Raw genomic sequence first — 12,432 nt, 5'->3', positions numbered from 1 at the left:
ATCTCAATCACGTGTAAGATGAGGTTACTGTTCAGGATTTGTTCTGACGGGAATATTTTTATTATCCCACAAGTGTTTATTGCCAGGAAAATATTTTTGCACTTTGAAAGATCGGCCAACCATTTTAGATGCTGTGTTGCTGTCTGAAATTTCTTTTGTTGCCATCGCCTGCACTAAAATATTGCCTATGGCAGTAGCTTCTACCGGGCCTGCAACAACAGCAAGGCCGGTAGCATCGGCAGTGAACCGGTTCAGCAATTTATTCTGAGCGCCGCCGCCTACAATGTGAAGTGCCGCAATGTCTTTGCCGCTGCATTGTGTAAGCAAATGCAATGTATCCCTGTATTTCAGTGCAAGAGATTCTAAGATCATTCTTACATGACCACCCTGGCTTTGAGGCACAGGTTGATGTGTATCGGTGCAATATTGCTGAATTGCGCCACACATACTTTCGGGGTTTAAAAACATTTTATCATCCGTATCTATAAAAGCTGTAAAAGGCGTAGCTGCGGCAGCTTGCTGCAACAAGGCCTTGATGCCGGTTTCAGCCCCGTCTCTTCGCCATTCTTCTATGGCGCATTGCAGCATCCACATACCGGTAATGTTTTTCAGCAAAAGTATTGTATCTGCAATACCTCCTTCATTAGTGAGCTCAGACTCCATAGCGCTTCTGGTGAGAACAGGTGCATCAAGATGCACGCCCATCAAAGACCAGGTACCTGAACTCAGGTAAGCTGTTCTGTTGCCCGAACCGTATGTAACGGCTGCTGCGGAAGCCGTATCGTGAGAGCCTACTGCATACACATCTATAGGATAGCAATCCAGTTCCTTACAAAGTACGTCTGACAGCCGTCCGATTTTTGCTCCGGGGAACACCATCTCGCACATGATTGCTGCAGGCACTCCCAAAGCGCTGAATATTTCATGGTCCCAGCTTTTTGTCTGTGCATTCAGCAGCGATGAAGTGGACGCAATGGTATATTCATTTTTCTTTACACCTGTGAGAAAATAGTTGAAAAGATCAGGCATGAATAAAAGATGTGCAGCTTCATTCAGATGCGCATCATTATTAAGCTTCATGCTGAGCAGTTGAAAAGCAGTATTGATCTCCATGATCTGTGTACCGGTGCGGGCATATAGATCTGCTTTATCTATTCTTTTAAAAGCTTCGTCAAGTATGCCTGCCGTACGCTTATCCCTGTAGCAAACGGGGTCTGCGAGCAGCTTTCCATCCCGGCCTATCAGGCCGAAATCCACGCCCCAGGTATCAACTCCGAGAGCTACGATGTCGCTATACTTTTGTGTAGCTTTTTTTATACCTTTTTTTAATTCTTTAAAGAGATAAGTAAAATCCCAACGTAAAGTATTTCCAGAGGTGTATTGTTTATTGGCAAATCGATGGATATCTTCTAACTGCAAAGAACCATTCTCTATATGCCCGATGATCACACGCCCGCTGCCGGCCCCAAAATCTGCTGCCAAATAACGCATAACATAAGATTAATAAACTAAGACATGGTTTTCTTTTCTTTGCCTTTTACGTAGTAATCCAGGTCGTCCACCGCATCCTGGTTAAGCACTTCATAGTCGCCTTTGCTTTGTACGATGATGCGGCAGGCAAATTCAAAAAAAGTTGCTTTTTGAAATGCATCGTCCAGGTCCTTGCCTTTAACAACAATGCCATGATTCAGCAACAGGGCTACGTCATTATCTTTGAGCGCCTCCATTACTTTTTTAGCCAGTTCAGGCGAGCCCGGGCGTGTGTATGCAATCTCTTTGATGCCTACGCAATAACAGGGCACTTCCGCTATCACGTTATAATTCTGCGGCCTGTTTTTCATAGCCGCGATGGTGGTGGCATATAACGGTGAGCAATGGAGCACCACGTTCACATCCGGGTTTTCGCGCAGCACGCCCAGGTGAAATCCGCTTTCCATAGAAGAGCGGATCTCATTTAAAGGCTGGCCTGTTTTAATATCTGCAATGCATATTTGCTCTTTCCTGAGTTTCGGCAGCCAGGAACCGGTGCCAGATACAATCGCCACGTCTTCACTGATGCGCATGGATAAGTTTCCCGAACTGCAAAGCGTTAAGCCGCTACTGCCTACTGCATGCGCTGTTGCCAAAAATTTCTGATAAATCTCTTCGCTAATTTCAATCATAAAATATTATTTATATAAAGGTCCGTAATTTTTACAGGCTCTGTAATCAGCACCTTCGTCGTCCATACCAAAAGCATTCCATGCACTCGGCCTGAAAATATCTTCTTCCCCAACGTTGTGCATACAAACAGGGATACGCAACATGGAAGCCAGCGTAATAAGATCTGCGCCTATGTGGCCATAACTGAAAGAACAGTGATTAGCTCCCCACTTATTCATTACCGAATAAACGTTTTTAAAAGGTGTGGCATCTGTAAGCCTTGGCACAAACCAGGTTGTAGGCCAGGTTTTATCTGTTCTTTCATTCAGTACTTTATGCACATCTTCCGGAAGGTCTATGGTCCAGCCTTCGGCAAGTTGCAATACGGGTCCCAGGCCTTTTGCCAGGTTTACACGCAATATGGTTACCGGCATGCTGCCTTTGGTTAAGAAGTTGGAGGAATATCCCCCTCCTCTGAAATACTCGCGTATAGCCGGATACCAGGTTGTAGCTTCCAGGCAGGCGTGCATCTCTGCATCAGCTATCTCCCAGAAAGGTTTCATAACAGGCTGCCCGTCCCTGGACTGATAGCCGCTGCCATCAAGGCTTGCGGCGCCTGAGTTAAGCAGGTGTATAACGCCATCGGCAGCTACGCCTTCTAATTTTTTACCTGTAACACGCTCTACAGCTTTGGGGCTCCAGTAAGTTCTTACATCTGCAAAAACCTGCGGCGTATGTGTAAGTAAATGTCCGAAAAGCATGGCCACAGCATTCAGGGAATCGTTTTCCGTGGCCAGGATGTATGCCTTGCGAATGCCGTTCCAGTCAAAAGATGAATTGAGTATCGCTTCGGAAAAATCTCCGTTGGGCATAAAATCTGTCCACTGCCGTTGCCCCTGGAAGCCCGCTGCTATTGCGTTGTGGCCGAGCGCTTCCTCTTTGTAGCCGAGCGTTCTTAATCTTGGGTTGCCCACCATCAGGTCGCGCATGATGATGGTCATCTTCACTACAGTTTCCCAATCCTTATCTTTTTCTTCCCTGCTCTTACTATTTCCTACGTTGTTGAAATCGTTGCCTTCTTTGCAATTCGCTTTTGTCCAAGCGAGCGCTTTTTCAAATTCATCTTTATCATAAATTCCCTCCTGCATTCTCCTGATCAGTTCGGTAGAATCAACTGATTCGTTGCGCATACCCAAATATTGCTGGAAGAAGTCTGCGTCTACCATAGAGCCCGCTATGCCCATAGAGACAGAGCCTATGGACAGGTAAGATTTGCCGCGCATAGTTGCCACGGCGATGCCTGCTCTTGCAAAACGAAGTAATTTTTCCTTTACATCTTCAGGTATGGAAGTATCTGAAGCATCCGTTACGTCATTGCCATAAATACCAAAAGCAGGAATACCTTTTTGGGTATGACCGGCCAAAGCTGCTGCCAGGTATACAGCGCCTGGCCGCTCGGTGCCATTGAATCCCCAGATAGCTTTCGGCATATGCGGATCCATATCAATGGTTTCTGTACCATAGCACCAGCATGGCGTTACGGTAATTACTACTCCTACATTTTCTTTTTTAAATTTTTCTGCACAAGCCGCAGCTTCAGCCACACGGCCAATGGTGGTATCGGCAATTACGCATTGTACAGACGCGCCATCTGCATAAGTAAGGTTTGAAGTGAGCAGGTCAGATAAGGATTTTGCCATGTTCATTGTTTGCGCTTCCAATGATTCTCTTACACCTTGCTGGCGGGCGTCAATTGTAGGCCTGATGCCGATCCTGGGATGCGGCCAGGAAAAATTTGTTTGCATAAAGATTTAATTTTTAAATAAATTGATTGAAGTGGTAATTACCGGAATCAGCCTGTGCGCCGTAGTCAAGGCCGTAAAACCATTCCATAAAAACTGCTACTTTAATCATCAGCATATGTCTTATAAAATTAAATATTTAACAGGCAGTTTGATCCTTTCAGTTTCCTACAGAATTTATAACTTATTGGCCATCAACATAGTTAAACGTTAATCCTCGTACAGAAAAACTACGGTAAATTTTTAGTAATTTGCCATGGTTATGCAGAAACCCATTACAATCAAGGATATAGCAAAAGCAGTAAAAGTATCTATCACCACGGTATCTAAAGCTTTGAACAATGATCCTGTGATCAGCCAAAGGACGCGGGAAATGGTACAGGCCTATGCAAAGGAGCATAATTATGAAAAAAACCGCGCAGCGGTAGGATTTAAAACAGGAAAGCATTATACCATTGGGGTGATTCTTCCTGAAATTTCCGAAGTGTTTTATTCTTTGGCTATCAGCGGCATCGGGCAGGAAGCGATCAACAGCGGGTATAATGTAATCTTCTCTGAAAGCCACAACAACATGACTGAAGAGCAGAAGATCGTATCAATGCTCAGCAAAAGCAGTATAGACGGTCTTATCATTTGCCTTACAAAAGTATCGGGCTATTCTATCAAAGACCTTATGAGGCTGCAAAGATCTGGCCTGCCGGTTGTTTTTTTCGACCGTGTACCCAAAGACGATATGTTCTATACTGTTTCTGTTGATCTCTTCCACGCGTCCATGGAGATCATTGATTATTTGTGGGCACAAGGCCATAAGAATATCGCTCTCATCAAGGGGCCGCAATCTTTGTATACCAGCGTAGAAAGAATGAAAGGCTTTATGGAAGGGCTTCACAAAAAAAGAATTAAAGCCAACGGAATGCTGTTTGCTACAACTGACCTGACCATTGAAAGCACCAGGAAGGCCATGCAGGAAATTCTTTCACAGGAAGTAAAACCCACGGCTGTGGTCGCTTTCAACGATTATGTAGCTCTGGATGCCATACAATATATTAAAGAAGAAACACCGCTTGAGATCAACAAAGACATTTGTTTTGTAAGCTATGGCAACCTGCCTTTTACCAATTATATTGAAAATTTAAAGCCTGTAGCTTCCATTGAACAGTTTCCAGTTGAGCAGGGACGGCTGGCCACACGTATGCTCATCGATATTTTGAATAAAAAGGAAATTCCTGAAAAGAAAATTCTTATTAAAGGAAAACTCATCAATCATCTGTTATAAACCAGCGCATGCCGGCTGACAGCTTATTAAATTTCCTGTTTCTGCATCCAGTAAGCCGGCACACGGTTTATGTTCACTTATGCCGGTTTCTTTTTAATAAATAATTTATGCAGCTCTGCCAGCAACAACGGCACCAGCCCGAGCCCGATGGCCATCAGCCAGCCTTTGCTATCGAGCATCTGCAGTTTGAAAGCATCGCGCATAAATGGAATAAGCATCACCAATAGCTGCAAGCCAATGCCCGCCACGATTGCACCGATGAGCACTTTATTGCTGAATACGCCGATCTTTACAATTAACTTGGTACGGCTGCGGATAGCAAGTGCATAAAACAGTTGTGAACAGACTAACACCATGAAAGCCATAGTGCGTGCGTATTCCAGCACGTCAGCAGGAACATCGGCATCATGCGGGGCATAGCCGTGCTCGTAATAGCCGTACCAATAAGCCACAATTGTGAGGCCACCGATAAGTAAGCCCCCCAGGATAGCCTGTAAACCTGCACCGTTAGCGAAGAAGCTTTCCTTCGGCGGGCGGGGCTTATCCTTCATCACATCCGGGTCTCCGGGATCCATACCCAAAGCAATGGCAGGCAATGAATCTGTGATGAGGTTTATCCACAATAATTGAGTAGCTATCAAAGGCGCCTGCCAGCCGATAAGCAAAGACACAAACATGGCAATTACTTCGCCAAGATTACAGGTGAGCAGGAAGATTACGGACTTTTTAATATTGTTATAAATGTTCCTGCCCTGTTCTATTGCCTTTACAATGGTGGAGAAATTATCGTCTGTCAATATCATGTCGGCAGCGCCTTTGGCCACATCCGTACCGGTGATGCCCATCGCTACGCCAATATCAGCTGCATTGAGTGATGGCGCATCGTTGACGCCGTCGCCGGTCATGGATACAATGTTGCCATTGGCTTTCAGGCCGCGAACAATTTTTACTTTATGTTCCGGGGATACACGTGCGTAGATTCTATAGTCTTTTACTTTTTCTGCCAGTTCGGCTTCAGGTATTTTGTCGAACTCCTTTCCGGTGATAGCTGTGTTGATATCATCTGCAATACCCAGATCTTTACCGATGGCAAAAGCCGTATTTTTGTGATCGCCTGTGATCATAATAGTTGTAATACCCGCGCTTTTTGCCAAAGCTATGGATGGTTTTACTTCTTCCCGCGGCGGATCAATCATGCCCACAAAGCCCACGAATGTAAGGTCTCTCTCCAGCTCATCGCTTTCCTGGTAGCTGCCGGCTTCTCTGTAAGCCAGCCCCAATGTTCTGAGCGCTTCATCAGACATTTTGCCTGCCTCCGCCTTTATTTGCTTTTTGTAATCTTCGGTCATCGGCACATGCTCTCCGTTAACCAGGTAATGTGTAGAAATATCCAGCAGGCTACCGATAGCTCCTTTAGTAAATACCCGGTATTTATTGCCGTTTTTTACCAGTGTGGACATGAGTTTCCTGTCTGAATCAAATGCCAGCTCGTTTTCGCGGCTATATTGCTCATTTAATTGCTTCCTGTCAATCTGTAAAGTATCGCCCATTGCGAGCAAGGCTATTTCTGTGGGATCGCCGGTACCTTTGCCGTCTTCGTAAGTGGCATCTGAAGCCAGTATCATGCCGGTGGTTAATAACGCTGCTGTATTACTGACACGGTCACTATGCCGGTCAATTTTTACCACGCCTTCGGAAGTAAAATATTTTACAACAGTCATTTTATTTTGAGTAAGCGTACCGGTCTTGTCGGAGCAAATAATATTTACCGAACCCAGGGTTTCAACAGCAGGCAATCTTTTAATAATAGCATTTCTTTTAGACATCTGCGTAACACCGATGGATAGCACCACAGCTACAATAGCCGCAAGGCCTTCGGGAATGGACGCTACGGCCAGCGATACGGAGGTCAGGAACATCTCAGCAAGATCCCTGCCCTGTACCCACGATAAAATAAAGATCAGCACACATATGCCAATAGCAATGAACCCAAGCGTTTTGCCCAATTCATCCAACCGTTTTTCCAGCGGCGTTTTCTCCTGGGCTTCATTTTCAATGATATCGGCAATTTTGCCAATCTCTGTATTCATACCGGTTTCCACTGCTACGCCAGTCCCTCTGCCATAAGTGACCATGGTAGACATAAAAGCCATATTCTCACGGTCGCCGAGCGGTGTTTCAGGATCTTCAGCTACTGCATGCGCTTTTTTTTCAGCGGGCACAGATTCGCCTGTTAAAGCAGATTCTTCAATCTGCAGGTTGGCATCTTCAATCAGCCGCAAGTCAGCACCAACAAATCTTCCTGTCTCTAAAATAATAATATCACCTGGTACAATGTTGTCTGCTTCTACTTCTACTACCTGTCCGTTGCGACGCAGCAGGCTTTTAGGCGAGCTCATTTTTTGCAAAGCTTCAATGGCTTTATTGGCTTTCAGTTCCTGGTATACACCCAACACCGCATTGATAATGATCACAGCCAGGATGATAACCGCATCAATATACTCTGATAAAAATATCGTGATGATCACGGCAGCCATGAGCACATAAATGAGCCAATCGTTCATTTGCTCTAAAAACATCCTGATAACGGATTTTCTTTGCTGAGCTTTGAGTTTATTGTGCCCGTATATCTCCAAACGCTTTGATACCTCAGCATCAGACAAACCGGTTGCTGCATCTACATTCAATTCCTGCAATACATTTTCTATATTTTTGTTGAACCACATAGCGTGTAAAAATTTTAAGTGATATATGCAAATGTAATGAAAGGAACACTGCACAAGGCGGTTTCCATAATTTTAGAATAAAATTATATCCTGTTGATTAACAGAGGTGTTATGCTAATATTCTTTAGGCAAAACCTTGCCAAGCAGCACGTTGAGCGCGCTTTGCGCCAGTGCTTTCATTTCATCTTCTCCGGGCATTACTACTATTGGCGCTATAAAGCTGATCATCCGGCTGATGTATGCTACAATCTTTTCGTCATATGCCACGCCGCCAGTAATGATCACTGCATCAACCTTGCCGTGCAAAACGGTGGCGGCTGCGCCTATAGATTTACCGATGTTGTATGCCATAGCATCTAAAAGTAAGGCTGCGTGTGCATCTCCGTTGTCTGCTTTATCGCGCACATCCTGTATACGTGTAGTACCTTCATGAGCCACTATACCACCTTTGCCTGTGATCTTGCTGCGCATTTCATCGAGTGAATACTTTCCCGAAAAACATAAATCTATCAGATCTCCGCAAGGCAGCGTACCGGCGCGTTCCGGCGCGAATGGGCCGGTTCCGTTGAGCCCGTTGTTTACATCAATCACCTTTCCATTTTTATGTGTTCCTACCGTGATGCCGCCACCCAAATGTGCTACGATCAGGTTAAGGTCTTCATATCTCTTGCCGATACTTTCAGCATAGTTCCTGGAAACAGACTTCTGGTTAAGTGCATGAAAAATGCTGGCATTGGGCAGTTCAGGCAATCCGGAGATCCTGGCTACATCCTGCAGCTCATCTACTACCGGCGGATCAGCGATATATGCTTCTGCGCAGCCCGAAGCTTTAGCAATATCATTGGCGAGTATACCTCCGAGGTTGCTTGCATGCTGGCCTTTTGTACCGAGGTGCAGATCGCGCAACAGTGCGGATGAAACCTTATAAACGCCGGATTCTATTGGTTTCAGCAAGCCACCTCTGCCGATCACAGCATCAATATCTTGTAAAGCAATGCCCGCTTTGCCGAGTACAGTTAAAATTGTTGTTTTCCTGAAATCGTGTTGATCGGCAATGGACGCAAAAGCTGCAAGTTGATCTTTTGGATGAAAAATATTTTCGGACAGCATACACAATTCACTATCAAAGACTGCAACTTTTGTAGAAGTTGAGCCGGGATTTATCACCAGTATTTTATAATTTTTCAATGATAGATTTAGTTAAATGCGGCTAATAAAATACTGTAATACTTAGAGTCCTCCGAATCGCTCCTGGAAGATAAAACAATAGGCGCTTTGGCTCCGAGCACTACGCTGGCCACCTGGGCTTTTGCAAAAATCACCAGGCTCTTGTAAAGCACGTTGCCAACTTCAATATCGGGCATCAGCAGCAGATCGGTATCTCCTGCCACTTCGCTTTTTATGCCTTTATAATTGGCGCTTTCAATGCTTACGGCATTGTCAAACGCAAGCGGGCCGTCGATTACACATCCTTTGATCTGTTCGCGCTGATTCATTTTAGAAAGCAAGGCAGCGTCCAGGGTTGCCTGCATGTTTTCATTCACCATTTCTATAGCGCCCAATACCGCCACTTTCGGGTTAGGCACACCGATCTTGTGCAGGTACTGTACAGAATTGTTGATAATGCTGATCTTATCCTGCAAATCGGGGGCAATGTTCATAGCCACATCAGTGATAGCAATAAGTTTGTGGTAAGTAGCCACTTCAAACAATGCAAAATGTGATAAGAGCCTGCCTGTACGCAAGCCCCATTCTTTGTTCAGCACACCTACCAGCAGGTCATGCGTAGAAACATGGCCTTTCATTAAAATATCGGCTTTGCCTGAACTCACAAACCGGATGGCTTCAGCCACAGCAGCATCCCTGTCCTCGATATTGACAAAAGCTGCATCTGTAAAATCAAAACCATTCTCACGGATGATGCTGCGTGTTTCTTTTTCAGCACCGATAAACACAGGTGTTATAAGCCCTTCCCTGCATGCCCTGTTGATAGCGCCAAGTGAATAAACATCCTGAGATACCGCCAGCGCCAGCTTTTTGCGGATATTTTTTTCTTTGAGAGATTGGGTGAGCTCCGAAAGCTGTTTGAACATACTTTATTTTTATAAGGCGCAATATAAATTATTTTTTATGTTTTACCCCGAATGCAGCTGCAACTTCTCATAGCCCACGCCTCACGTTTTTCATCTCACATCTTGCATCTCCTTACAACTAACACTAATTGTTAAATACTATACGCTTTTATTCCTTTATTCGTAATTTTACCTGGATAAATATGTTTAATTTAGCAATATGCATACTACATTTTCAAAAGAAGAGATAATAAATATTAGGAAAAGATTTCCGATCTTATCCGAAAAAATATACGGCAAAGACCTGGTATACCTGGATAATACAGCAACCACCCAAAAACCGGCGGATGTGATTGAGGCGCTGGCAGATTACTATAAAAGCTACAACAGCAATGTACACCGCGGCGTACACCATTTAAGCCAGCAGGCCACAGATGCGTATGAAAAAGCGCGTAAAAAAATTCAGCAATTTATAGGAGCTTCATTGCCTGAAGAGGTCATTTTCACAAGCGGCACTACAGAAAGTATAAATCTTGTAGCGCAGACTTTCGCAAAAGATCATCTTAAAAAAGGAGATTCAGTGATGATCTCAGCGATGGAACATCATTCAAACATAGTGCCCTGGCAAATGATCTGCGAAGAAAAAAATGCCAAACTGAAAGTAATACCGGTTACCGAAAATGGGGAACTGTATATGCCGGGCTTTGAAAAATTGTTGGATAAAACTGTAAAAATAATTTCACTGACGTATGTTTCCAATACTTTGGGAACAGTAAACCCGGTAAAACAGATTATTTCAAAAGCGCATGAAAAAAACATACCCGTAATGCTGGATGCAGCCCAGGCAGTACAACACTTCCCGGTAAATGTGCAGGAACTGGATGCAGATTTTATTGCATTCTCCGGGCATAAAATGTACGGCCCTACAGGCATTGGCGTGCTTTACGGAAAAGAAAAATGGCTGAAAAAACTTCCGCCATACAAAGGCGGCGGCGACATGATTAAAACAGTTACTTTTGAAAAAACCACCTACAATGACCTGCCCTATAAATTTGAAGCAGGTACGCCAAATATTGCAGATGCCATAGGCCTGGCCAAAGCTATTGACGTAATCACCGAGATTGGCCTACATAAAATACACCATGCCGAACAGGAATTACTGAAATATGCAACCGGACAGTTAAAAACCATTCCCACACTGCGTATTATCGGTGAAGCCAAAGAAAAAGCTGCCGTTATTTCTTTCCTGCTTGGAAATGCACACCCTTTTGATACCGGGGAAATACTGGACAAGCAGGGGATAGCCGTACGCACAGGGCACCACTGTACCGAACCGCTGATGGACTTCTTTAAAATACCAGGCACCGTACGTGCATCATTTTCTTTTTACAACACGCGCGAAGAGGTAGATGCGCTGGTGAAGGCATTGCGTCGGATTGACAACATGCTGAACTAATTACAGTTTGCCGGGCACTAATTACGCGTATATGACTTTAAAATAGCAATTAATTGGCTATTTTTGCTACATGACAATTGAAGAAAAACAGAAAGAAATTGTGGGTGATTTTGAGTTCCTGGATGATTGGATGGACAAGTACGAAATGATCATTCAAATGGGGAAAGAACTGCCTCCGATGGATGAATCAGACAAAATTGATCAGAACCTGATCAAAGGGTGTCAGTCGAGAGTATGGATAAAATCGAATTATAAAGATGGTATCATTACTTTTTCGGCAGACTCTGATGCATTGATCACCAAAGGGCTGGTAAGCCTGGTTTTAAAAGTGCTTTCAGGCCATTCCCCCAAAGAAATCATGGATGCAGAGCTGCATTTTGTAAATGATATCGGTTTAAGCAGCCACCTTTCTCCCACCCGCTCCAACGGTTTGCTGTCGATGCTGAAGCAGATAAAAAATTATGCTATTGCCTACAACAGCATGGAAAATAAATAACCAGAAATGACCAGTAACGAAACGCTTAGAGATAGAATTGAAGATACCCTGAAAACTATATACGATCCGGAAATACCGGTAAATATTGTGGAACTGGGACTTGTTTATAAAGTAGATATTAAAGAAGATAATGTAGTATTTGTAACCATGACCCTGACTGCACCTGCCTGCCCTGTTGCCGGCGACATTGTTCGCGAAGTGGAAGAAAAAGTGAAAGAAGTTCCCGGAGTAAGCCAGGCGCATATACAGCTTACTTTTGATCCGCCGTGGAACAAAGAAATGATGAGCGATGAAGCCAGGCTGGAACTTGGGTTTATGTGATTGCAGATTGCAGATTACAGATTGCAGATTGCAGATTACAGACTAACAACAAAACTTACTTTGTGCCAATCAGAAATCATAAATCAACTTTACATCACCATTCACTATTCACCATTCACCATTCACTATTCATAAATCTCC

10 protein-coding genes are annotated in these 12,432 nt (G+C 44.2%); 4 read left to right on the top strand and 6 right to left on the bottom strand.

Annotation, left to right across the window (positions count from 1 at the left end; genetic code table 11):
- Positions 1–24: 24 nt before the first annotated feature.
- The 3 genes from OD355_RS10770 to fucI are packed head-to-tail and all read right to left on the bottom strand — an operon-like array spanning position 25 to position 3,947.
- Positions 25–1,491 carry a rhamnulokinase gene (locus tag OD355_RS10770; RefSeq protein WP_263038485.1) on the bottom strand — a complete coding sequence of 489 codons (1,467 nt, stop codon included), beginning with the start codon at positions 1,489–1,491 and terminating at the stop codon, positions 25–27.
- A 17-nt stretch (positions 1,492–1,508) separates the two neighbouring features.
- Positions 1,509–2,162: a class II aldolase/adducin family protein gene (locus OD355_RS10765; RefSeq protein ID WP_263038484.1), complete on the bottom strand. Its 654-nt coding sequence runs from the start codon at positions 2,160–2,162 to the stop codon at positions 1,509–1,511.
- Positions 2,163–2,168: 6 nt separating this feature from the next.
- Complete coding sequence (gene fucI / locus OD355_RS10760) at positions 2,169–3,947, bottom strand: L-fucose isomerase (RefSeq protein ID WP_263038483.1); 1,779 nt, start codon at positions 3,945–3,947, stop codon at positions 2,169–2,171.
- A 259-nt stretch (positions 3,948–4,206) separates the two neighbouring features.
- On the opposite strand from fucI, the gene OD355_RS10755 reads away from it, so the two are divergent.
- Positions 4,207–5,220 (top strand): LacI family DNA-binding transcriptional regulator, encoded by a 1,014-nt coding sequence (locus tag OD355_RS10755; protein ID WP_263038482.1) that lies wholly within the window; start codon positions 4,207–4,209, stop codon positions 5,218–5,220.
- 77 nt (positions 5,221–5,297) lie between these two features.
- Here the strand turns inward: OD355_RS10755 and OD355_RS10750 are convergent, their stop codons facing one another.
- The 3 genes from OD355_RS10750 to OD355_RS10740 form a co-directional block, all read right to left on the bottom strand.
- The gene (locus tag OD355_RS10750) at positions 5,298–7,946 is read right to left on the bottom strand and encodes a cation-translocating P-type ATPase (protein WP_263038481.1); all 2,649 of its coding nucleotides are present in this window, start codon (positions 7,944–7,946) and stop codon (positions 5,298–5,300) included.
- A 114-nt stretch (positions 7,947–8,060) separates the two neighbouring features.
- Complete coding sequence (buk, locus tag OD355_RS10745; protein ID WP_263038480.1) at positions 8,061–9,134, bottom strand: butyrate kinase; 1,074 nt, start codon at positions 9,132–9,134, stop codon at positions 8,061–8,063.
- Between the two features lie 8 nt (positions 9,135–9,142).
- Positions 9,143–10,039, bottom strand: a complete 897-nt coding sequence (locus tag OD355_RS10740; RefSeq protein ID WP_263038479.1) for a bifunctional enoyl-CoA hydratase/phosphate acetyltransferase — start codon at positions 10,037–10,039, stop codon at positions 9,143–9,145.
- A gap of 199 nt (positions 10,040–10,238) precedes the next feature.
- Between OD355_RS10740 and OD355_RS10735 the strand changes: the two genes are divergently transcribed.
- The 3 genes from OD355_RS10735 (at position 10,239) to OD355_RS10725 (ending at position 12,291) form a co-directional block, all read left to right on the top strand.
- Positions 10,239–11,474 (top strand): aminotransferase class V-fold PLP-dependent enzyme, encoded by a 1,236-nt coding sequence (locus OD355_RS10735; RefSeq protein ID WP_263038478.1) that lies wholly within the window; start codon positions 10,239–10,241, stop codon positions 11,472–11,474.
- Between the two features lie 70 nt (positions 11,475–11,544).
- Entirely contained in the window at positions 11,545–11,970 is a 426-nt protein-coding gene (locus OD355_RS10730; protein WP_263038477.1) for a SufE family protein, read from the top strand.
- 6 nt (positions 11,971–11,976) lie between these two features.
- Complete coding sequence (locus OD355_RS10725) at positions 11,977–12,291, top strand: DUF59 domain-containing protein (protein ID WP_263038476.1); 315 nt, start codon at positions 11,977–11,979, stop codon at positions 12,289–12,291.
- The last annotated feature ends 141 nt before the right edge of the window (positions 12,292–12,432 follow it).

The organism is Haoranjiania flava (assembly GCF_025631005.1).
GTDB classification, from domain to species: domain Bacteria; phylum Bacteroidota; class Bacteroidia; order Chitinophagales; family Chitinophagaceae; genus Haoranjiania; species Haoranjiania flava.
The sequence above is the reverse complement of the archived record's forward strand: the minus strand, read 5'-3'. Positions and strand labels throughout refer to the sequence as shown.